This is a genomic window from Peribacillus frigoritolerans (assembly GCF_030676415.1).
GTDB classification, from domain to species: Bacteria; Bacillota; Bacilli; order Bacillales; family DSM-1321; genus Peribacillus; species Peribacillus frigoritolerans_A.
In genome coordinates this window covers 248,854-269,892 of sequence record NZ_JAUUTW010000001.1, presented here as the reverse complement: position 1 = coordinate 269,892, position 21,039 = coordinate 248,854, and the positions used below count along the sequence as shown (strand labels likewise).

Here is a 21,039-nt window from a genome sequence, read left to right as displayed (position 1 = left end):
CCTAGTATATCGGAGGGATAACGTTGGAAGTTAATGAAAAAGTTTATGATATTACCATCATTGGCGGAGGCCCAGTTGGATTATTCACTGCATTTTATGGAGGAATGAGGCAGGCATCCGTAAAAATCATCGAGAGCCTACCACAATTAGGCGGACAATTGTCGGCCCTTTATCCTGAGAAATACATCTATGATATCGCTGGTTTCCCCAAAGTGCTCGCTCAGGAGCTAGTGAATAATTTGAAAGAACAAATGGCAAAGTTCGAACAGGATGTTGTCCTGGAACAAGCCGTTCAAGAAGTCGAAAAGCAAGCCGATGGAGTTTTCAAATTAACGACCGATAAAGAAATCCATTACTCCAAAACGATTATCATCACAGCTGGAAATGGGGCTTTCCAACCCCGCCGGATTGAAATTGATGATGCAAAAAAATATGAAAGCGGCAACCTTCACTATTTCATCGACGACCTCAATCATTTTGCCGGCAAAAAAGTGGTGGTCTTCGGAGGTGGGGATTCAGCAGTGGACTGGGCCCTAATGCTGGAACCGATCGCCGAGAAAGTGAGCATCATTCACAGAAGAGATAAATTCCGTGCCCACGAACATAGTGTAGAAACACTTAAAAATTCAAAAGTTGAAATAAAGACTCCTTACATACCTTCAGAGTTGATTGGTACCGACGGACGGATTCATACAATTGTCATCAAGGATACAAATGGTGAAGATACAGAGACCATGGAGGTAGATGCAGTCATCGTCAATTATGGCTTCGTTTCTTCTCTTGGTCCCATTAAGGAATGGGGACTTGATATCCAGAAGAACAGTATTTTGGTGAATTCCAGAATGGAAACGAATATCCCGGGAATTTATGCAGCAGGTGATATTGCAACATATGATGGCAAAGTAAAATTAATTGCAAGTGGTTTTGGTGAGGCACCCACTGCCGTCAATCACGCCAAACAATATATTGACCCAAAAGCAAAAGTTCAGCCGATGCACAGTTCTTCCATGTTTTAAAATCACGCAATAACCCGGCTTTCATAGCCGGGTTTTTTGTTGTCCCCAATCCGATGATTGTGGATAACTTTTTCTCATTAGTTATCCACAGTGCTTACCCTAGTCATTCTAAGGGTAAAGAGTAGGAGAAGCCATGAAAGGGGAATGCACCTATATAAACATTTTAATTGCAGGAGCCAACGGAACGACCGGAAAGAAGCTCATTGGGGAATTATCAAAAAAATCCGCAAATGACTGTATACGGGATGATCCGGAAAGAGGAACAGGCTCAAACGATAAAAGAACTCGGCGGACATCCAATCCTTGCAGATTTAGAGGGAAATGTGGATAAAGCAGTGGATAACATGGAAGCCAACATTTTTGCCGGCTGATCTGGACCAAAAACAGGGCCGGATAAAACGACAGCTGTGGATAAGAATGGAGCCATTAAACTGGTTGATGCCGCCAAGAAGAATGGTATTGAACGTTTTGTCATGTTAAGCTCTTTCGGTTCTGATAATCCGGAACAAGCCCAAGAAGGAATGCGCCATTATCTCGAAGCAAAGCATGATGCCGATGAATATTTAAAAGCAAGCGAGCTGACATACACAATTGTCCGGCCGGTTACTTTGACAAATGAACAAGCCATAGGAAAAATCTTTGCGGATGAGAAAGTGGATCATACTAATAAGTCCATTCCAAGAACCGATGTCGCCGCCGTTCTTGCCCAATCAGTCATAGAGGAAAAAACATTCAATAAAACATTCAAGATTTTCAGTGGCACCCTCCGAATCAAAGAGGCCCTGAACAATATTTAAGGCAGCAAATATAAGCATGTAAAAGGCAACACTTGTTAAAGTGCTCCCTAGACTGTAGACAAATTCGAAGAAAGCGAGTTTGCCTACAGTTTTTTCTTTAAAAAACGTTCCAATCGTTTTCATCTGGAGCACTATTCCGACCATTCACTAACCTAGTCTTGATCATGGTTCGGGATGAGAAAATTCCGAACTCCTTTTTCCTAAAAACTAAGGAGGGCACTAGTTAAAGTGCCCCCCTTTTCTAAAGTATTAGAGTTTCTTAGCAGTTCTCCGGCGTACCGGCGTTTTTTGCCGTTTTGAAGGAAGACCCGCAACCGCATGAAGCGATGGCATTTGGATTTTCGATCGTAAAGCCTCCACCCATCATCGTTTGTTTATAATCAATTACCGTTCCATTCAATATATCTGCATCCTCGCCATCAACAAGGATCTTAATATCAAACTGTTCCAGCTGGCTATCTTTTTCTCCGGGCTCTTGTTCAAAACCCATTCCGTAGGATAATCCACTGCAGCCTCCGCCTTTAACGGCCACTCTTAAAAAGGAACCCTCTTCACCATTTTGTTTCATCATTTCTTTTATCTGAAAAGCGGCAGCTTCCGTTATTTGAACAACTTCACTCACAATAAATCCCTCCTTCTTCTGATATGTGAGATACAACTATTTCTCTTTATAGTATATACCAAAGAAATTCCCACGCTCAATTTTCCAGCTTGAAAAAATTCATATACCCCCACCTATTTTACCAACAAAAATTACTTTATAATAGATATAGGTAAAACGAGCCGTTCCATTAGACCCAATCCCGAATTACAGTAAGGGGTAATCTCCATCGAAGGTATCCATCCTCTATATGACAAAAGCATGGAATGCCTTTTATGCAAACAAAAATCAACCACTAAAAAGGTACGGTCGCGTTTTGTAAAAGCAGCTAAATATGACACGGACTTTTGACCGCTTCATGCTAATTCAGCCGTTAACGCACTTTACTATAATATTTTTTCTTATTCCGAGGGTTTCTCCCGGTACTCCCACACCACTACAATGGGAATCATTATGGAAAAAGTCAGCTCCCGACTGATAATACAAAGGCTGTTCCTTTCAGGAACAGCCTTTGTATTCACCGTTGATGATTAAAACATTTCAAATTCATCAATGTACTTATATATTTTATCTACCAATTCATCCGTAGTGTCACCGGAAACCACTTCACCGTTTACAAGCGCATATAAGTTACTGGAGCATTTGCCGCAATATCCCAGACAACCATATTCTATGATATCTAAATTCGGATCCCGCTCCAATCTTTCCAGAGCCTCCTGAGCGCCGCTGGCAAGATTGCTTACACAAAATTCAATAATCGGGTACATTGTTTCACCTCACAGTTACTAACAAACCATCTTATTACTTTTCCCATTTACAGTCAATATTTACGCATAAAAAATCAGCCGAATTCAAGATATCGGTTGTGATTTCCTTTTATATTCGTTATACTTTTGTCGGGGTACGTAAAAAAAGAAAATTATCTAATTTTTTATTCTTACTACTAATTGGGGTATATATATTTAATTAAACTTTAAAGGGGACCATTTGGGGGAATCCTATAGTAAAAGCTAGTCAAATTTTTCAAGAGATCAAATAAAGGGGAAAAATCATATGAAGAATCTAGTCATACTTGGTGGCGGGTATGGTGGTATGCGCATGTTGCAAAGATTGCTGCCTAATCAGCTTCCTGAAAATGTGAGCATCACGCTTATCGACCGTAATCCTTATCACTGCTTAAAAACGGAATATTATGCTTTAGCAGCAGGTACCATTCCAGATCAGCACATCCGTGTTGCATTTCCTGAACATCCTCGCTTGAAGAACGTATACGGAGAAGTACTTTCCATCGATATGGAAAATAAACAGGTCATTATAGAAAATCAAGATCCTGTCGTTTATGATGATTTAGTCATTGGCCTTGGCTGCGAAGATAAATACCACAATATTCCTGGTGCAGACACACACACTTACAGTATCCAAACAATCGATAAATCACGCCGCACATATTCTGCTTTGAATAATTTAGGTGCCGGTGCAACCGTTTCTATCGTTGGTGGCGGACTGAGTGGTGTTGAGCTTGCAAGTGAATTGATTGAAAGCCGTTCAGACTTAAACGTTAAGCTATTCGACCGTGGACCGCATATTCTATCTGCTTTCCCAGAAAGATTAAGTACCTTTGTCGAATCATGGTTCGATAAACATACAATCGAAATCGTCCATCATTCAAATATAACGAAAGTTGAGCCAAACCTTCTTTATAATGGCGACGAAGCCGTTCAAAGCGACGTCATCGTATGGACAGCTGGAATTCAGCCAAGTAAGATCATCCGCGATATGGATATTGAAAAAGACCGTCAAGGAAGAGCTGTTCTGACTCCTCAGCATTTCCTTCCTAATGATGACAGCATCTTTGTGGTCGGCGACTGTGCGAGCCTGCCTCATGCACCTAGTGCTCAATTAGCGGAGTCCCAAGCTGAGCAAATAGTCCAAGTTCTTGTGAAGAGATGGGCAAATGAACCACTTCCAGAAAGCTTCCCTACAATGAAATTAAAAGGAACATTAGGTTCCCTCGGGAAGAAACAAGGTTTTGGTCTCGTTGCAAATCGTCCAATCACCGGTAGAGTGGCACGCCTGATGAAATCAGGCATTCTTTGGATGTATAAATACCATAACGGTTAATTCCAACCCATTTATGTTACATTTTTAAAAACTGGCCCATGGAGCTGCATATAGCTCATTCATGGGTCAGTTTTTCTTATTTCTTTCATTATATATCACGCTTGAATAATATATCCATATTTTTCCATAGTTTCCACCACTTTTTTGAGACGCACATTTCCTTCTGCAATGATTTCCCCTTCGATGAGGACCAGTGGATAAAATAAATCATCTTCGATCATCTTCGCAGCAAAGCTCTTTTGCTTCAACGTTTCTGGAGGGTTATACATATCTATATAGGATATTTTGAACTTCTGCTCAGGAAACTTTCTCGTTAAAGCGGCTTCAAGCCACTCGCAGGTATCTTTCGAAGAGGGGAGATTCACACAGCTCGCGCAAATTTGCTCCGCTCCATACACTTCTATCTCAATTTCTTTCATAACCATACTCTTCCTCCTTCATTTTAGTATATTTGCTTCATTTTGAATACTTTTTAGAAACAATCACCTGTTTCCATCTTACCAGAATAATATAGATTATATTTCCGCAAAGTTACAGTTGGATTTTTTACTACCTTCGCATTATAATATGAGTAGGAAAGGAGTCGATTGCAATGTCTGAACAAACAATGGAAGTTCAAGTTCAAGATGTCCTAGATAAGCTTCGTCCGTTTCTTCTTCGTGATGGCGGTGACTGTGAACTAGTTGACGTAGAAGATGGAATTGTAAAATTACGATTACTAGGAGCATGCGGAAGCTGTCCAAGTTCGACCATTACGCTAAAAGCTGGGATTGAGCGCGCCCTTCTAGAAGAAGTTCCTGGTGTAGTGGAAGTTGAACAAGTTTTCTAATAGCCCTTTAAATAACATGCAGCGTATGGATGAAGGATCACTTCATCTATAAACGTTCAACCTTTTTCATGCAGGCCGGAACCTTTTCTGGACTGTGTAATAAAAATAAAGCTGACTCGGCTTTTGCCCTATCAAATGAATTGATACGGCTTGACGCGAGTCAGCTTTTTTATATGGGCAGTGAATGAAACACGGCTCACGATTTCAAAAATTTCAATTCCTTTTTTTCCTGTTCCGAAAGGATTGCCGTATAACTGCCATCATTATCGATTTCCAATTCTTTCACAAGAAATTCCGGAAATCTTTCCTTCAATCCAGTGAGCAAACTTTCACTTTTTTCTGCGGATGCCAAGCATAGAACAGTTGGTCCTGCTCCGCTTAGGGCTGCACCAAATCCGCCTTCATTAAGGACAACTTCTTCTATGAGCGCTAAATGAGGGACCAACTCCGCTCTATATGGTTGATGGAAACGATCACTTTGCATCATTTCACCAACAAGCTTCCAATCTTTCGATAGAACTCCTGCCAGCAAAACATTTGCTGCTGCACTTCCGCTTATCGCATCTTTATAGGAAAGCGAATTCGGAAGGACATTTCTTGAATCCTCAGTAAGCAATTCAAAGCTGGGAATGACAGCAATCATCTTAATTCCCTCGATCGGAAACGACACGACATCCGTCCTTTCCTCCGTATGAAGGCCCACAACCAATCCGCCATACACAGATGCCCCAGCATTATCCGGATGCCCTTCAAAGAGGGAAGCATGCCTATTCTTCTCCTCATCGGATAAATGAAGTTCACCAACGATGTTCGCCAATTCAATCCCCGCCACAATGGCAGAGGCACTGCTTCCAAGCCCCCTCGCCAGTGGAATTTCACTAGAGACGAATAGCCGGCATGGGGATAGTTCCTTTCCATAGGAAGCCGCCGTTTCCTTGGCAATTTGGACGATGTAATTACGATCATCCCTTGGAAAAACAGACATTTCCTCTGAAAGTGGAACGACTTCCCAATGATCTGAAGAAGATCCGTGTATTTCCAAGTAAAGTCCTAGCGCCAAGCCTATGGAATCGAATCCTGGTCCTAAGTTGGCCGTACTTGCTGGTACACGGATCAAGAACATCTCTGATTCTGCACTCATGCCTGTTTCACACCCTGCAGATGTTCTAAAATGACTTCTTCATCCATTGGCAGCAATGTCGGTTGAATCGTGCTTGTATTGACTGCCACATTCGGATCTTTCAATCCATTTCCAGTCAATACAGCAACAATCTTACTTCCTTTTTTGATTTCACCGCTTTTTAATTGTTTATAGATACCTGCAATGGAAGCACATGATGCCGGCTCTGCAAATACCCCTTCTTTTTTAGCAAGGAAATGATAGGCTTCCAGAATTTCTTCATCTGTCACCTCATCAATTTTGCCTTTGGATTCATTTGCTGCTTCCACAGCAAAGTTCCAACTGGCAGGATTTCCAATCCGGATGGCTGTTGCAATCGTTTCTGGATTTTCAATAATGCTATCCCGGACAATTGCAGCCGCACCTTCAGCTTCGAACCCTCTCATTTCAGGAAGGCCCGTTTGTTTCGATTCGTTATATTCTTTAAACCCTTTCCAGTAAGCAGTTATATTACCTGCATTCCCGACTGGTAGCGCCAAAATATCCGGTGCAGAGCCGAGAGCGTCACAAATTTCGAAAGCCGCTGTCTTCTGCCCTTCAATCCGGTATGGGTTGACCGAATTCACAAGAGTTATCGGTGAGTTCTCACTAAGTGAACGGACGATTTTTAAAGCCTGGTCGAAGTTCCCTTCGATCGAGATGATTTCCGCTCCATACATAACGGCTTGGGCAAGCTTGCCCATGGCTATTTTACCTTCCGGGATGACAACGATACAGCGCAGGTTGGCACGGGCCGCATAAGCTGCTGCAGCTGCTGATGTATTCCCGGTGGAAGCACAGATGATCGTGTCGCTGCCCTCTTCTATAGCTTTGGCGACGGCCATGACCATTCCGCGGTCTTTAAACGACCCAGTTGGATTTGCCCCCTCATATTTTACATGTAAGTCGATTCCCCACTCTTCGGATAATCGATTCAGTCTGATTAAAGGTGTATTACCCTCCAAAAGGGTTAGAGCAGGTGTGTTTTCATTAACGGGTAAAAAGTCTTTATACGTGCTTATAAGTCCTTGCCAGCTCATTTGATGTCCTCTCCTTCAACTCTGTATGTGCTTTTCACTTCTCTTACCATATTGTAATCATGTAATTTCTGTATTATTTGCTCAAATGCAGCCTTTGTGGCAGTGTGCGTAACTAATACGATTTCGGAAGATTCCTTTTCATCCAGAGGCAATTGAAGGATTTTATCGAATCCTACCCCATGCTCGGCAAATAAATTCGTGATTTTGGCTAAAACGCCAACTTCATCCTGAACATGTAATCGAATGAAGAACTTAGCGAAAATCTCAGTGGCATCTTTTAATTGTTTCGGGAATTGAGGTGAAACGGCACTGCGGCCATTTACGCCCAGCCTCATATTCTTGATGACCGTCACCATATCCGAAACGACTGCAGTCGCAGTAGGAAGACTGCCAGCCCCCGGTCCGTAAAACATCGTTTCCCCTACAGCTTCCCCATAAACGTATACAGCATTATACTCATTATTTACTGATGCTAACGGATGTGCTTCCGGAAGAAGTGCAGGCTGGACACTTACTTCGACCCTATCCCCTGCCCTGGAAGCGACGCCGATCAATTTCATTGTATAACCAAGCTTCTTACTATATCTCAAATCCTCTTCGGATATCTTGGTAATGCCCTGTACCTCAACATCATTCAAGCCAATGTTCATTGAGAACCCGAGCGTTGATAGGATCGCCATTTTACGGGCCGCATCCAATCCGCCTACATCGGCTGTCGGATCGGCTTCAGCAAATCCCAGCTCTTGAGCTTCCTTCAATACGTCATCATAAGCTCTGCCTTCCTTGCTCATTTTCGTTAAAATGAAGTTTGTCGTTCCATTGACGATTCCCATCATTTTCGTGATGCGGTCAGAAGATAATCCATCGACAAGACCGCGCAAAATCGGAATTCCCCCTGCAACACTTGCTTCATAGAACAAATCACATTGATTCTCGGTGGCCAATTCCAGCAATTCCGGTCCATATAAAGCCATTAGGTCTTTATTGGCCGTAACGATATGCTTTTTATTTTTTATTGCCTCCATCAGATAACCGCGTGTTTCTTCGATTCCACCCATCACTTCTATTACAACATCAATCTCGGGATTCGAAAGGATATCCTCAGGATTGTCAGTTAACATACCTTTATCGACCTCGACAAGCCGCTCCTTCGTCGTGTCTTTGACTAGTATCTTCTTAATGGATATGGAACAGCCCACTTGATGCATGAGCTTGTCCTGATGGCTTTCAATGATTTGTACGACTCCTGATCCAACTGTACCTAACCCCAATAAACCGATCGAGATGGCTTTCATATTTTGGTTCCCCCTTAAAAACTGTTTGTCTGTAGAAAACATTTGTATTTGTATAGTAGACATTATAAGTTTAATTCATATAATTATCAATAGTTATAAAAGATGGATGCACGAACTTTTTTCGTTCATCCCTTGAACGAGTAAGAACGGGTAAAGCTAATTTTTTTATGGGAAAACCATTTTGGTGAATATCACTTAACGCTCTTCAATGAATCATTTGTACCCATGATAATATGTGGCTTTTGCACGGGATCCATCCATTTCAGTAAACTGAGGACATTCTTTTCGGCTGTGGCTGCACATCCAGCCGTCGGCTTTGTACTCCCTCTCCATATATGAAGAAAGATTGCACTCCCTTTTCCTTTAACGATGGGATTCGTATTATAATTGATGACCGCCCCATACTTATAAAGTTCATGATTCATCCTTTCGAAAGACTTCCATTTAACTGAAGGATTTCCTTTATAGGTTTTCCACTTGTTATAATCCTTGGATGCCTGATCATCAATGAATAAACTCCAACCGTGGATTTCCCATCACCCTCACTCATTTTCATTCCGGCCGGCTTCGTTTCGCTTCCAAAGGCCGTACCAAGATTCAAACTTATGAGAAGAAACAAGGGGAATGGATTTCTTCAGAAGAGCTTTTTCATCGGTACTGAAAACCTCTTTTACATCTGCCATATTGATATATGCAGTCTTTTTTGACTGGCAGACTTTATACCAGTTTCCAGTTCTCCCGCTTGCCGATAATTCTTTACTTTTCTTATAAGTTTTTAATGTTTTGCTTGAAGATGAAGCCTTTTCTTTCACATCCGCAGCAGACTTCATGACAATCTTGAATGGAGTTGTTTCGCAACTTGTTTTCGTTTCAGCTTTCACAAGATTTGTCGTTTGTATGATTAAACGGGCTAAAAGGGCGGCCATCATCAATCTTTTCATGATCCCATCCTTCCGTAGTGATTAAATATCTAATTATTCTAAAAAATCTTGTTATTATCATAACATAGTAAGTAAGGATGAATCATATTTCTTTCCCGTTTTTATCTAAATCCAGTCAATTTTAGGCAAATCATATTGCTTGGCCGGGACCTCTGCCAATTCATAAAAATGTTTAAGGAAGGACTCATATTGTTGGGAGGATTTCGTGATCGAAAATATTTTATCCTCCAATTCATTCGACCTTGATTCCGTCGTTTTTGAAAAATACTCTTCCACAGTTTCAAAATAATGAATGGGAAACAGCATCCTCGAATATAACAACCGGGCTGAAAAACTGGAGAACGGTTCTATGGATTGATATTCGTGAAAAAAATGGCCAATGCCCCGCTGATGGGTATGCACATTTTGAAAATAGTGTTCCCTCACCCATTCCGCAACATCCCTGGTTCCGTGGTCGAATACCCAATCGAACGGATTTTTCATCCACTTATTGCTTTTCCAGGTATCATGTAAAAAACGTTCATAACATACCGTTCCACTATCGACAATTTGCGGGGTATCATCAATTTCCGTGTCGACTAAATATTGAATCGCATTTTCACCCAGGACCATATAATAGGGAAAGGTTTCTATAAATAATTTTTCAAACTGGTTATCAGGATGGGCGTTGAGCTTATCCCGCCAAATCTTTTCTAACTGATCGATCCTTTGTTCCCAGAGTTCTTTCCATTTACCGATCCTTGAACATGTTCGAATCGTTTCATTAATCGTTCTTCCTCGCTGATGGAATCTTGCCAGATGTCTTCCTGGGTTGAAATTTTTAGGACCTTCCAATGCCTGATTGGCAAGAAGGATAAATAATTGTTCATCCGCTTCCGAAACATAACTTCCATGATTGGCAAGGACAAAGGCGGATACGTGACGATCACCTTGTGAAATCAGATGTTGAGACATTTTATACCGTTCCACTAATTCCTCCTGCTCCATATTTTCAATGGGAACGATACTGTACACCATATTCCCTGAACGGAAGCTTGGAAACCTGATATTGGCTTCTTCAAGCTCCACCTGTATGCCATAATTATTAAAAATGATTTCTTCTATCATGGAATGGCCCCCTTCATCAAATGGATATAATAGAAATATTGGACATCATATACTTATATATATGTGGAATAACCCGTTTTCTGAATGATTATCGAAACCTTATTAGAAATTCCAATCAACATCATGGGTGTTCAGTTTAATCAAATCAAACTACCTGCATTAGAACTATCCCTTTAAAATATAGAGAAATGGGTGATGACATGGCTAATATTGAACAATCAATGTCTGAAAAAACGGCTCGAAGATGGCTAATTGAACGAGGAGTGAAATTGGAGGATATCGCTGAGCTTGTCATGTATTTACAATCTGGCTACCATGAAAATCTCCAAATGTCCGATTGCCTTCACAATGTCGAACGGGTCCTTTCAAAACGCGAAGTCCAAAATGCCATCCTTACCGGCATACAGTTGGATATTCTAGCTGAGAAAAAACTGCTCGAGGAGCCTCTGCTGAGCATCATTGAAATAGATGAAGGCCTTTATGGGGTCGATGAAATATTGGCTTTTTCAATTGTGAATGTTTATGGATCCATCGGCTTTACCAATTATGGTTTCATCGATAAACAAAAGCCGGGTATCTTAAAATATTTAAACGATAAAAGCACAGGTAAGGTGAACACCTTTTTAGATGATATCGTTGGGGCAATTGCAGCTGCCGCTTCAAGCCGGCTTGCCCATAGGACCGAAAATGCGGAATAGTACGCTTATGATATTCACGACATAAAAAAACCAGGGCTGCATTCGCAGGCCTGGTTTTTTTCATTCGAAGCGCCATAAGTCGAGGGTGTCCACCACATGCGTAGGCTGCTCCTTATATTGCTTTAAGCGTTCTTTGGTCGTTACGCCAGTATGTACAAGCAGTGTATCGATTCCTGCATTAATGCCGGCAAGGATATCCGTATCATAGTTATCTCCAACCATGATCGTCTCTTCTTTAGGTACCCCTAATACTCTTAGAGCTTGCTCCACTATGACGGATTCAGGTTTTCCAATGAAAATCGGCTGTACCTGAGTCGAAACGGAAACAACGGAGGTCAAGGCACCATTCCCGGGCAAAAGGCCTTGCTCAGTAGGAATGGCAATATCACCATTGGTCGAAATGAAAACAGCGCCATTTCTTACAGCAAGACAGGCTTTTGACAACTTTTCATAATTGACGCCGCGGTCGATGCCCATTACCAGAAAGTCTGGATGCTCTTCCACAAGCTTCATTCCTTTTTCCTTAAGAGCCTCGATGATGCCTTCTTCACCCACCACATAGACCGATGCATCTATCTTTTGTTCAGCTATGTAATTGGCAGTGGCCATGCTTGTCGTGAAAACCTGGTCATCTTCCGTCGATATGCCGATGCTTCTCAATTTATCCGCTACCTGTGCCGGAGTCCGGGATGAATTATTGGTGACGAACAAATAAGGGATATCCCTTTTCCTCAGGTCATTAATAAACCCTGCCGCTTCCGCAATTTGTTCAGTTCCGCGATACATGGTGCCATCTAAGTCAATTAAATATCCTTTATACGACTTCATTTGAATTCGCCTTCCTAACGCTGCTAGTTTTTAAAAGCTGATACAGGTCCCAACTCATTTGTTAAATAGTTCCTCACCAACTCAGGGAATTGCTTGAATGCCTCGATATTTTCTGAAAATACGGCATGCAGTTCTTTGTGATCCACTTCAATGAAGTCTTGAACCAGCATTTTCCTTAATGGCAAAACCTTTTTGAATTGTATCGCTTTTTCTTCTGAAATCACTTTTTCATCTTGAAGGATATCGATAATATCTTCATAACTTCCTGGATCACGCATAATAAAACCATCAATTACCGCATTTCCTACATCCAACACGGAATCGATGGAAGTTTGTATGAGCCTTTCAGCGATAAGTTCCGAAAGGTCTCCATCCCAATTATCATGCCCTTCAAAAAGTCCAAGCTGCTTTTCAAGAAAAACTAATATTTGTTCAATCTTTTGGCGGTCTACAAAGTACATTTTTTCCAGATCCTTTCTGATCTAAGATGATATAGGGAACCATTGGTTGAATGGGCAGCATAGTTAAAACCCTGTGCCGAACCAACCTTATTCCTTGATAATACCATAGCTTATCCCTTACTCTCAATTCCTTCAACCACAACCATTGTACCATCCAATTACTAACAGAAGCGGTGACTTACACATCGCCTTTCCTACGGGAGGCATTTCCCGGCGTCCACTCCAAGAAAACCAATTCACGATCCCATTTATATTCTTACCATTTTCATTTAATCGATGAACGCCATGATTACTGGAGGTTCCTTTAGGTTCATGAGGAGGGACGAGGTTCTTAAGCCAGTAAAAATGTCTGTTCCCCTATTGAAGTCACTTTGTTATGATGGAACTACAAATGTGAAGATAAGAAGGGAATGATACTATGGAAGATCGTTTTTATTTATACAATGACGTCGTTGATTCAAAAACCCGGTTCATAAGCTTCATGGGAGAGGAATCAAGATTCGATCTGGCCATTACGACTACCGATCGTTTTTATGGAAAGAAGCTTGTTTTAAATATGCAGAGTAACCGTTTCGCGATTATTGGGCCTGATGATTTAGAAGAGGAAGGCTATCTTGAGCATGCCTTTCAGTTGTCAGAAGCGGAAGCCGAAGAACTTCGTCACTTTTTAATGGAAATCGTCTGAGTGCTGAAGTTTTTTATCTTAAACGGGAAACCTACTGAATGTAAGATCGATTACATGAGGGGGGATTATCTTGGACAAAGAAGAATACCACGATTTTTCCAATGTCGAAAAACAGAGGGATTATTTAATTCCTGAAGAATTTCCCGAAGGACCTTTTGGATCACCCATAGCAAAAGCTGCACCAGTTCAGAATAAAAACACACCGTGGCAGGAAGGGCAACGATATCAAAGTGCCTTTAATTATGAAAATAAATCGTTGCATGAAGGTTTACCTCGGCAATATCCTGGTGCTCATCCGACACATGATGATTCAGAAAAAGATGAACAGCCTCCATATAAAGGATATGGTAACTCTTAACATGGAAGGCCAGAGTGAATTCTGGCCTTTTTATTTCTTTATTTTCTTCACGACGAAATAAGGACAGCCAAAATTGCAGTATTCATATAAATATTCACTAAGCGTGCTTATTTTCGTATCAAAAGTCGCTTTCTGATTAGAATCATCAAAAAATCCACGCAGCCTCAATTGCCCGTAACCCCAATCCCCTACTATATAATCATACTTCGTTAAAATCTCACTGTATCTGGCTTTAAACGCTTCTTCGTTATAGCCTTCCCTTTCATTCTCAATTATTTCATAGGTCATGTTATTGATGTTAATCATTGTTTTCACCTCTCATATATACATTCCTTCTTTAAATTATAACTGATTCCCCATCAATTACTAAGCGAAAAATAGAGAAATATGTTCATCCTAAAGTTACGGGGGTGTTATTGATGAAAAAAACGATAATAACGATAGGTTTAAGCTCGATTATTGCACTAACCGGATGTGCTGATAAAGAAGAAGATCAGGGACTCGGTGCAAAAAACAATGCCGGTAACCCAACAAACGTAAATAATCCAACTCAATATTATGATGAGGATTATCGTAATAACGACAATAAAAGTGATGATTTCGGTTTTACCCGCACCAATAGTGCAACCATTGACGGCCGTAACATTTCCAACAAAGCTGCTTCCATTGACCGTGAACAACTTTCTGATGTCATTTCTAAACTGAGTGTTCAGATTCCAAATGTCAATGATGCCGCTACCCTCGTTACTGATGAGGAAGTTCTTGTCGTATACGATACCAATACCAAGGATCGGACGGAAACCGCAGACCAAGTTAAACGTACTGCCATGTCCATCGTGCCTCGCTACTATCATGTCTACGTCAGTGATGATTATCAAAACCTTGCCCAAGATGTCGAGAATTTCTCTACATTGAAATCCGGCAGCAAAGGGATCGACTATACGATCGAACAAACCATCAAAAGAATGCTGAAGTCGCCTCAAGGATACAAAATGAGTGACGAAGAAAATGAAAACGGAGAAATGGTTAACGATAAAAGAGATCATCACGATAACATCCATCAAAAAATGGATAACCCTTGAATAAAAAAGGACCGAATTTTTTCGGTCCTTTTTTTCACTCTATTTCAATAATTCTTCACCTTTGTTTTGCTTATGTTTTGCCGCAGCATTAACCTGTTCATCCGCATGGTAGGATGAACGGACAAGCGGACCGGATTCACAATGGCTGAAGCCTTTTTCCAATGCACGTTCTTTCAGTTCGGCAAATTCCTCAGGCGTGTAGTATTTCAGCACCTTTAAATGCTTTTTAGTCGGCTGCAAATACTGGCCAATCGTCATGATATCCACATTATTAGCCCTTAGGTCATCCATGGTCTCGAGGATTTCCTCCCGCGTTTCACCCAGACCTACCATTAAACTGGACTTTGTCGGAATTTCCGGATACAGTTCCTTGGCTCTTCTTAAAAGCTCCAATGAACGTTCGTACTTGGCCTGAGCCCGTACACGGTCGGATAAACTTCTGACAGTCTCTATATTATGGTTCAGGATATCTGGTTTAGCATCCATCAAAGTCTTGATATTTTCAAATACCCCGCCCATATCAGACGGTAATACTTCAATTGATGTAAATGGATTTTTGCGTCGGATGGCACGGACCGTTTCAGCGAAAACTTCAGCGCCTCCATCCTTTAAATCATCACGGGCAACAGCTGTAATGACGACATGCTTTAAATTCATCAAAACAACGGAATCGGCAACACGCTCCGGTTCAGCCCAGTCCAATTCATTCGGACGTCCGGTTGTAACAGCACAAAAACGGCAAGCCCTTGTACAGATTTCACCTAAGATCATGAAAGTAGCCGTTCTCCTCACTGCCCAGCATTCGTGAATATTCGGACATTTTGCCTCTTCACAGACAGTATGAAGATTTTTCTCGCGCATCATATTTTTTAAACCGAGGTAATTTTCGTTAGTATTAAGCTTTATTTTCAACCAATCTGGTTTACGAAGAATTTCTTTATTTGTAGAAGACATGAAAATGCCACTCCATTCTATAGAAATTAACACACCCTACTTTAACAATAAAAAAGCATTTATACAAGTTATAGTTGGTTTCCCATTATTTATTTTTCATGTTTCTAGCTAAATCAGCAAAACTATAAAAGATGGATGGACTGATGTCTTTTAAATACGGAGAGTGTCATGAAAGGAGCGTGCCCCGTTGAAAAAATTAATCCTTCTTACCATAACTTGTTTGTTTATTTTGAATGCACCAGGCCAAGTGGCTAATGCTGCTGATACCTCCACAGATGCTTTTGCCGGGAGAATGGAGCTATATAAAAATATGGAGGCTGCCCTCCAAATCCCATGGTATTACCTTGCTGGGGCTGATCAATATGAGCACAGCCTCAGGGCTGCACGAAGGGATTTAGAGCCGGCAAAGGGTTTAATAGGCATCCACATCGAGCCTTCAAAGTGGAGCGGGGCTCTCAATCCTGACTTAAACGACGTGAACCCGTTCACGATCACATTTTTTGATGGGCTGGGCCAGGATGGCAATGGTGATGGCAAAGCTGATATCACCAATGATACCGATCGATTGTATGCTTTTTCGAAGCATCTCCAATCTTATGGTGCAGATGAAGATAATATCCGTATCGGCTTGTGGGATTATTATAAACGAGATAAAGCCGTTAGCATCATTATCGGCAATGCCGAGATTTATAAGAAATATGGCCGGTTGGATCTACATGAAAAGGCCTTCCCGGTTCCAGTACGGACCCATTATACGTACTTAAATACATGGGGAAGCGCTCGTGGATGGGGAGGAAGGAGAATCCATGAGGGCACTGATATTTTTGCGGATTATAGCCTTCCCGTTCGTTCCACTAGCTATGGAATCATTGAAATGAAAGGCTGGAATAAATTCGGCGGTTGGAGGATTGGGATACGGGATTTAAATAATACCTATCATTACTTTGCCCATTTAAGCGGCTTTGCCAAAGGGTTGAAAGTCGGACAAATCGTCGAGCCCGGACAAGTCATCGGAGGTGTCGGCAGTACGGGTTACGGTCCTCCTGGAACTTCCGGAAAATTCCCTCCTCATCTTCATTACGGAATGTACAAAGACAACGGAATAACAGAATGGAGCTTTGACCCTTACCCCTATTTAAGATTGTGGGAAAGGAAAGATCTGGCTAAAAAGCAAAAGTGAGCGGCGTGAATTTTACGCTGCTTTTTTTTGATTCGAACATAAACCCCTGAACTTGATGCATAGTTATTAGTAAAGGGGGTTAAAGCGTGTTCCGAAAAAGATTTCGATCGAAGAAATTCCGAAAAAAGGGGCCCCTTCCCACCCGAAAAGTATTTCTCTATTCATTTATCCTATTTATCATATCCAGCATCATGACACTTTGGTACGTGGACAAATCAATCGAACCCGTGATCATGAGTGTAGCCGAATATGAAATCAAACGGATTGCAACGGAAACGATTCATGAATCGGTTGATGAGAATATAGCCAAGGTTGATATGAACAAAATCATCACCAACAACAAGGGTGGTAAGGACTCCAGTTCTTCCTATAGCTTCAATCCGGTCATATACAGTGAATTGCGGGCTAACATTACGAAGGATATTCAAAAGAAGCTTGGCATCAAACAGGGAAACCCTTTTAAAACAGGTTCAGCCAAAATAAATGATGAACAATATAAAAGTGTGGTCTATTATATACCATTTGGTGTAGTAACCGGGAATAACCTTCTTTCCAATTACGGACCTGAAATCCCAGTGAAAATGTCAGTCATCGGGAATGTTGAATCGGATTTGAGGACAAAACTGACAAACGCAGGCATCAATAATGTTTATTATGAATTGATTGTGGATTTTGATGTCAATATTCAAATCGTCATCCCCTCTTTCACCAAGGAGACCAAGGTGAGTCAGGAAGTGACAGTCGGAAGTCTGCTGATCGAAGGTGATGTTCCAAGTTATTTTAGTAACGGAAACGGTTCGGTGGCACCTGCCATCATGAAGGAAAACAAGGAATGAAAAAACCAGCTTATCCTTGAGGTTAGGCTGGTTCTTGTATATTGAGACATTTCATGATAAGCAAATGCAGGTTTTTATTCAAGTCCACTTCATAGGGCTCTTTTATCCGCTCCCCATCTTCTTCAATTATCCTTATCATGGGGCGGTCTCCTATCCCCTCATTTTGAGCGGATACTACCCCTTTCCTCCCATCATTCAATTCTACGGATAGAACATTAGGATAAATGGCAATCGCCCTGCGGAAAGCCTCGATGATCGTATTGTCGAACTTTTTCCCGACTCCGCATAAAGGACTTCCAATCCCTGATGCGACAGCATGGACTTACGGTAAACCCGATTGGAAGTAGCGGCATCAAACACATCGGCAACGGCAATGATCTTGCCGAAATAATGGATTCATCCCCTTTTAACCCACGGGGATATCCAGATCCATCTAACCTTTCATGATGCTGATTGGCACAATTCGCAACTAAAAGTGAAACGGTATGAACATTTTTGATTAGATGAAATCCGTAATCGGCATGTTTTTGGATTTGTTCAAACTCTTTTCCGTCAGCTTACCGGGTTTACGGAGGATTTCCAAAGGCACGAGCATTTTGCCGACATCATGTAAAATCGCTCCCAGCGCAAGAACTTCGAGATTCTTATTAATTGATATTCAATTCCATCCCGATCGCCAGGGTATATAAGGTCACATTGAAGGAGTGGGTAAAGATAAAGTCATCGTATATATAAACGTTGGCCAATAAAGTCATTAACTCTTTATTCCTTTTCAGCTCGTCCATAATGTTCCGATCTATTTGAGTGAACTTGACGTTAGCCTGCTCTATCGTGAATGATCCATCAAGGTTCATTTTGTTTTTCATGTCCAGGAAAGTGGTTTCAATTGTATTAGTGGCTTATCTTCTTAGTTTTCCGACACTGGGGGCATTGGAATAATGTCATCCGTCCTGGAATCTTGAATGTAAACAAAGGGACACCAGTCGATTGATCATTTTCTGCGTTAATATAAGACCCTCGCACAATAGGATATGGCCCCGCTCATTAAAGAAGTTTTTACCGAGCCTTGCTCCAGAACTTAGGGACTTTGAAATAGCTAGCCTCATACTTGTACTCCATTTACCCATTCAATATTTGTAAATCAATCAAACCGTTTATTTCCTTTATAAGGATTATCGGAAAATATCTTTATAAATGGATCTGTTTGTACATATTTATTGAAAAAATATCAGCATTTTCTTTGATAAAAAAATAAGGCCCCCTTCTGGGAAAAAGAAAGCCCGCCTTTTCAAATCATTTTGATTAATGCCTCTTTACCAATCATTCCTGGATGAATGCCCTTTTCCACAGCCTCCCAGGTAACAGATTCAAGCGGCGCTTCCAATAGCTCTTCAATCGATTTAACTCCTATGGCCCTCCCTGCAAGGATTTTACGATCTCTCAATTTATCATTCAGCAGTCCAACATCTAACGCACCGCACATTATATACCCTTTTTCAGACGCGACAGCAAGTAAATTCGTTTTGGGAAGTCGGACAGAAATGGCTAGGAATGTATGATTATCAAGAATTATTGGTATCATGTTAATCAATTGGTTTCGCCCCTTTCTTCCCCATACTTTATGAGAAAAAGGGCGAAACCGTGATTTAGCGTTAGGCGTTTGTGTATATTTTTTTCAGCTTCCATAAAAGGATATCCCGTAAGAATTCCGGTAATAGGTATTTCTTGCGATTGGAGCGCTGGATACTAGGAAAGAAGTGCCCAAACGTGAACATATCAGGTATGGCCAGTTTATAGGACTTATCCGTCTGCAGTTTCTCTCCTTTTATAAAGATCCCTTTTACGATTCCATTCTCCATTTCATTAAATTCAATTTGATCATAACGCATGACTCCCATGATTTTTCCGCGGAAACCGAAACCTTTCACCTGAATATGGGGCCACTCCTCATTTCTCGATTGCATTAAGATTTCCTTTAATTCATTCCCATTAACTTCAACGACGCAAGGATTGATGGGATGTGGACAGATTCTGTGAATATCCCCTTTTGTGACAGGTCCCTTCGGCAGCCCTTCGAGCAGAAGACCGGCATTCAAAAAGGAACAATCCGCCTGACTCCACTCCCTTAGGGCCTCCCCAAGGATTTCCGTCAAAGGACTTCCTTTGAACCAATCATTATCCAGCGCTATTGGTAAGTCCACTGCAACCTGTTTTAGCGTTTCCCCCCCTGCCTGGTATATCTCTTCAATCCATGCCCGTTCATTCTCCAATTCCAAAAAGTCATTGGTATCATAAAGAATGGCACTCTTCTGGGTAATTTTCTTTTCCTGATTGACGGCCATTTCCACCTGTCCAACAAAGAAACCATATTTCCCTGCACCGCAAAGGAGTGTATCATTTATCAATTTACCCTGGTGGAGGATGTGGTGGGTATGCGCGCCAAGTATGATGTCAATCTCCGGAAAGTCCTCTGCCATCCTCTCATCATCATGGATGCCCAGGTGGGAAAGGATGATGATAACATCCGCCTCTGTTTTGACCCTTTCGAGCTGTGCCTTTAACTCCACGAATGGTTCTGTAATTTCCCAGCCCATCGCAGAATAAAACTTTTGAAAAAAGGCAGTCAAACCTATCATCGCGATTTTGGTGCCTTTTACCGTTGTATGTATCCAATATGGCAGCGCCCATTCCGGCCTTTCATTATTGCCGTAATAAATATTGGCTGCCAAGACCTTGAACCTTGCCTGATCATATAAGGAGTCTAACGCATCATGAGGTAAAGTGATCCCTTCATTATTGCCGATGGTCACATATTGGTAGCCCGCTTCATTCAGCAGTTCAATATTTCCTTTACCCAATGTACCTTCTGTATATGGATGCCAGCGGTCCACATGATCGCCTATATCCAGTATGATCGCTTCTTCTCTCGTTTCTTGATGAAGTTGTCTTCTTTCTTTAAGAAACTTATCAATACGAGGCCAATTCTCAAAATGACTATGGAGATCATTGGTGTGATATAAATGAATGATTTCTGACATCATTTCTCCTCCT

Annotated in this window: 30 protein-coding genes; 12 read left to right on the top strand and 18 right to left on the bottom strand. The window is 41.4% G+C overall.

What is annotated here, in order from left to right:
- Positions 1 to 23: 23 nt before the first annotated feature.
- The 3 genes from Q8G36_RS01270 to Q8G36_RS01260 all read left to right on the top strand — a co-directional run bounded on the left by Q8G36_RS01270 (position 24) and on the right by Q8G36_RS01260 (position 1,813).
- Positions 24 to 1,016: an NAD(P)/FAD-dependent oxidoreductase gene (locus tag Q8G36_RS01270; protein ID WP_305158600.1), complete on the top strand. Its 993-nt coding sequence runs from the start codon at positions 24 to 26 to the stop codon at positions 1,014 to 1,016.
- A gap of 203 nt (positions 1,017 to 1,219) precedes the next feature.
- A complete protein-coding gene (locus Q8G36_RS01265) occupies positions 1,220 to 1,387 on the top strand; it encodes a hypothetical protein (protein WP_305158599.1) in 168 nt (55 codons plus the stop codon).
- Positions 1,388 to 1,423: 36 nt separating this feature from the next.
- Positions 1,424 to 1,813, top strand: coding sequence for an NAD(P)H-binding protein (locus Q8G36_RS01260; RefSeq protein ID WP_305158598.1), 390 nt, complete (start codon positions 1,424 to 1,426; stop codon positions 1,811 to 1,813).
- A 259-nt stretch (positions 1,814 to 2,072) separates the two neighbouring features.
- Here the strand turns inward: Q8G36_RS01260 and Q8G36_RS01255 are convergent, their stop codons facing one another.
- Positions 2,073 to 2,435: a HesB/IscA family protein gene (locus tag Q8G36_RS01255; RefSeq protein WP_305158597.1), complete on the bottom strand. Its 363-nt coding sequence runs from the start codon at positions 2,433 to 2,435 to the stop codon at positions 2,073 to 2,075.
- Between the two features lie 201 nt (positions 2,436 to 2,636).
- Between Q8G36_RS01255 and Q8G36_RS01250 the strand changes: the two genes are divergently transcribed.
- Complete coding sequence (locus Q8G36_RS01250; RefSeq protein ID WP_336622943.1) at positions 2,637 to 2,765, top strand: DUF2225 domain-containing protein; 129 nt, start codon at positions 2,637 to 2,639, stop codon at positions 2,763 to 2,765.
- Positions 2,766 to 2,944: 179 nt separating this feature from the next.
- Here the strand turns inward: Q8G36_RS01250 and Q8G36_RS01245 are convergent, their stop codons facing one another.
- Positions 2,945 to 3,181 (bottom strand): YuzB family protein, encoded by a 237-nt coding sequence (locus Q8G36_RS01245; RefSeq protein WP_305158596.1) that lies wholly within the window; start codon positions 3,179 to 3,181, stop codon positions 2,945 to 2,947.
- 286 nt (positions 3,182 to 3,467) lie between these two features.
- Here Q8G36_RS01245 and Q8G36_RS01240 point away from each other — a divergent pair, with 286 nt between their 5' ends.
- Positions 3,468 to 4,535 carry an NAD(P)/FAD-dependent oxidoreductase gene (locus Q8G36_RS01240; RefSeq protein WP_305158595.1) on the top strand — a complete coding sequence of 356 codons (1,068 nt, stop codon included), beginning with the start codon at positions 3,468 to 3,470 and terminating at the stop codon, positions 4,533 to 4,535.
- 95 nt (positions 4,536 to 4,630) lie between these two features.
- Here Q8G36_RS01240 and Q8G36_RS01235 read toward each other — a convergent pair whose 3' ends face one another.
- Positions 4,631 to 4,960: a YuzD family protein gene (locus Q8G36_RS01235; RefSeq protein ID WP_305158594.1), complete on the bottom strand. Its 330-nt coding sequence runs from the start codon at positions 4,958 to 4,960 to the stop codon at positions 4,631 to 4,633.
- A gap of 167 nt (positions 4,961 to 5,127) precedes the next feature.
- On the opposite strand from Q8G36_RS01235, the gene Q8G36_RS01230 reads away from it, so the two are divergent.
- On the top strand, positions 5,128 to 5,364 hold the full coding sequence (locus tag Q8G36_RS01230) for a NifU family protein (protein ID WP_305158593.1): 237 nt from the start codon (positions 5,128 to 5,130) through the stop codon (positions 5,362 to 5,364).
- Positions 5,365 to 5,560: 196 nt separating this feature from the next.
- Here the strand turns inward: Q8G36_RS01230 and thrB are convergent, their stop codons facing one another.
- The 6 genes from thrB to yutH form a co-directional block, all read right to left on the bottom strand.
- Positions 5,561 to 6,505, bottom strand: a complete 945-nt coding sequence (gene thrB, locus Q8G36_RS01225; RefSeq protein WP_305158592.1) for a homoserine kinase — start codon at positions 6,503 to 6,505, stop codon at positions 5,561 to 5,563.
- Entirely contained in the window at positions 6,502 to 7,563 is a 1,062-nt protein-coding gene (gene thrC, locus Q8G36_RS01220) for a threonine synthase (protein WP_305158591.1), read from the bottom strand. Before thrC ends, thrB begins: the two co-directional genes overlap by 4 nt.
- Complete coding sequence (locus tag Q8G36_RS01215) at positions 7,560 to 8,858, bottom strand: homoserine dehydrogenase (RefSeq protein WP_305158590.1); 1,299 nt, start codon at positions 8,856 to 8,858, stop codon at positions 7,560 to 7,562. The genes thrC and Q8G36_RS01215 overlap by 4 nt, the downstream gene beginning before the upstream one ends.
- Positions 8,859 to 9,049: 191 nt before the next feature.
- Complete coding sequence (locus Q8G36_RS01210) at positions 9,050 to 9,283, bottom strand: hypothetical protein (protein WP_423806835.1); 234 nt, start codon at positions 9,281 to 9,283, stop codon at positions 9,050 to 9,052.
- Between the two features lie 117 nt (positions 9,284 to 9,400).
- Positions 9,401 to 9,799 carry a hypothetical protein gene (locus tag Q8G36_RS01205; RefSeq protein WP_305158589.1) on the bottom strand — a complete coding sequence of 133 codons (399 nt, stop codon included), beginning with the start codon at positions 9,797 to 9,799 and terminating at the stop codon, positions 9,401 to 9,403.
- 105 nt (positions 9,800 to 9,904) lie between these two features.
- Positions 9,905 to 10,906, bottom strand: a complete 1,002-nt coding sequence (gene yutH, locus Q8G36_RS01200; protein WP_305158588.1) for a spore coat putative kinase YutH — start codon at positions 10,904 to 10,906, stop codon at positions 9,905 to 9,907.
- Positions 10,907 to 11,106: 200 nt separating this feature from the next.
- Here yutH and Q8G36_RS01195 point away from each other — a divergent pair, with 200 nt between their 5' ends.
- Entirely contained in the window at positions 11,107 to 11,604 is a 498-nt protein-coding gene (locus Q8G36_RS01195; protein ID WP_063234039.1) for a phosphatidylglycerophosphatase A family protein, read from the top strand.
- Between the two features lie 60 nt (positions 11,605 to 11,664).
- On the opposite strand, the gene Q8G36_RS01190 is transcribed toward Q8G36_RS01195, so the two are convergent.
- Both Q8G36_RS01190 and Q8G36_RS01185 read right to left on the bottom strand, forming a co-directional pair.
- Entirely contained in the window at positions 11,665 to 12,432 is a 768-nt protein-coding gene (locus Q8G36_RS01190; protein ID WP_305158587.1) for a TIGR01457 family HAD-type hydrolase, read from the bottom strand.
- 23 nt (positions 12,433 to 12,455) lie between these two features.
- Entirely contained in the window at positions 12,456 to 12,893 is a 438-nt protein-coding gene (locus Q8G36_RS01185; RefSeq protein WP_305158586.1) for a DUF86 domain-containing protein, read from the bottom strand.
- A 418-nt stretch (positions 12,894 to 13,311) separates the two neighbouring features.
- Here Q8G36_RS01185 and Q8G36_RS01180 point away from each other — a divergent pair, with 418 nt between their 5' ends.
- Together Q8G36_RS01180 and Q8G36_RS01175 are read left to right on the top strand one after the other, a co-directional pair.
- Entirely contained in the window at positions 13,312 to 13,578 is a 267-nt protein-coding gene (locus tag Q8G36_RS01180; RefSeq protein ID WP_098371475.1) for a DUF3055 domain-containing protein, read from the top strand.
- 70 nt (positions 13,579 to 13,648) lie between these two features.
- On the top strand, positions 13,649 to 13,936 hold the full coding sequence (locus Q8G36_RS01175) for a cytosolic protein (protein WP_370694005.1): 288 nt from the start codon (positions 13,649 to 13,651) through the stop codon (positions 13,934 to 13,936).
- 30 nt (positions 13,937 to 13,966) lie between these two features.
- On the opposite strand, the gene Q8G36_RS01170 is transcribed toward Q8G36_RS01175, so the two are convergent.
- Complete coding sequence (locus tag Q8G36_RS01170; RefSeq protein ID WP_305158585.1) at positions 13,967 to 14,242, bottom strand: YutD family protein; 276 nt, start codon at positions 14,240 to 14,242, stop codon at positions 13,967 to 13,969.
- Positions 14,243 to 14,355: 113 nt separating this feature from the next.
- On the opposite strand from Q8G36_RS01170, the gene Q8G36_RS01165 reads away from it, so the two are divergent.
- Positions 14,356 to 15,018 carry a YhcN/YlaJ family sporulation lipoprotein gene (locus Q8G36_RS01165; protein ID WP_305158584.1) on the top strand — a complete coding sequence of 221 codons (663 nt, stop codon included), beginning with the start codon at positions 14,356 to 14,358 and terminating at the stop codon, positions 15,016 to 15,018.
- Positions 15,019 to 15,057: 39 nt separating this feature from the next.
- Here the strand turns inward: Q8G36_RS01165 and lipA are convergent, their stop codons facing one another.
- Complete coding sequence (lipA, locus tag Q8G36_RS01160; RefSeq protein ID WP_063234033.1) at positions 15,058 to 15,972, bottom strand: lipoyl synthase; 915 nt, start codon at positions 15,970 to 15,972, stop codon at positions 15,058 to 15,060.
- 187 nt (positions 15,973 to 16,159) lie between these two features.
- On the opposite strand from lipA, the gene Q8G36_RS01155 reads away from it, so the two are divergent.
- Together Q8G36_RS01155 and yunB are read left to right on the top strand one after the other, a co-directional pair.
- Entirely contained in the window at positions 16,160 to 17,152 is a 993-nt protein-coding gene (locus Q8G36_RS01155; protein WP_370694004.1) for a M23 family metallopeptidase, read from the top strand.
- Positions 17,153 to 17,238: 86 nt separating this feature from the next.
- Positions 17,239 to 17,988 carry a sporulation protein YunB gene (gene yunB / locus Q8G36_RS01150; protein ID WP_305158583.1) on the top strand — a complete coding sequence of 250 codons (750 nt, stop codon included), beginning with the start codon at positions 17,239 to 17,241 and terminating at the stop codon, positions 17,986 to 17,988.
- Positions 17,989 to 18,203: 215 nt separating this feature from the next.
- Here the strand turns inward: yunB and Q8G36_RS01145 are convergent, their stop codons facing one another.
- The 5 genes from Q8G36_RS01145 to Q8G36_RS01125 form a co-directional block, all read right to left on the bottom strand.
- On the bottom strand, positions 18,204 to 18,488 hold the full coding sequence (locus Q8G36_RS01145) for an HD domain-containing phosphohydrolase (protein WP_305158718.1): 285 nt from the start codon (positions 18,486 to 18,488) through the stop codon (positions 18,204 to 18,206).
- Positions 18,488 to 18,604, bottom strand: a complete 117-nt coding sequence (locus tag Q8G36_RS01140) for a hypothetical protein (RefSeq protein ID WP_305158717.1) — start codon at positions 18,602 to 18,604, stop codon at positions 18,488 to 18,490. Before Q8G36_RS01140 ends, Q8G36_RS01145 begins: the two co-directional genes overlap by 1 nt.
- A 31-nt stretch (positions 18,605 to 18,635) precedes the next feature.
- Complete coding sequence (locus tag Q8G36_RS01135; RefSeq protein WP_305158582.1) at positions 18,636 to 18,842, bottom strand: hypothetical protein; 207 nt, start codon at positions 18,840 to 18,842, stop codon at positions 18,636 to 18,638.
- 434 nt (positions 18,843 to 19,276) lie between these two features.
- On the bottom strand, positions 19,277 to 19,579 hold the full coding sequence (locus Q8G36_RS01130; protein WP_305158581.1) for a YunC family protein: 303 nt from the start codon (positions 19,577 to 19,579) through the stop codon (positions 19,277 to 19,279).
- Between the two features lie 61 nt (positions 19,580 to 19,640).
- Complete coding sequence (locus Q8G36_RS01125) at positions 19,641 to 21,026, bottom strand: bifunctional metallophosphatase/5'-nucleotidase (RefSeq protein ID WP_305158580.1); 1,386 nt, start codon at positions 21,024 to 21,026, stop codon at positions 19,641 to 19,643.
- Between the last annotated feature and the right edge of the window lie 13 nt (positions 21,027 to 21,039).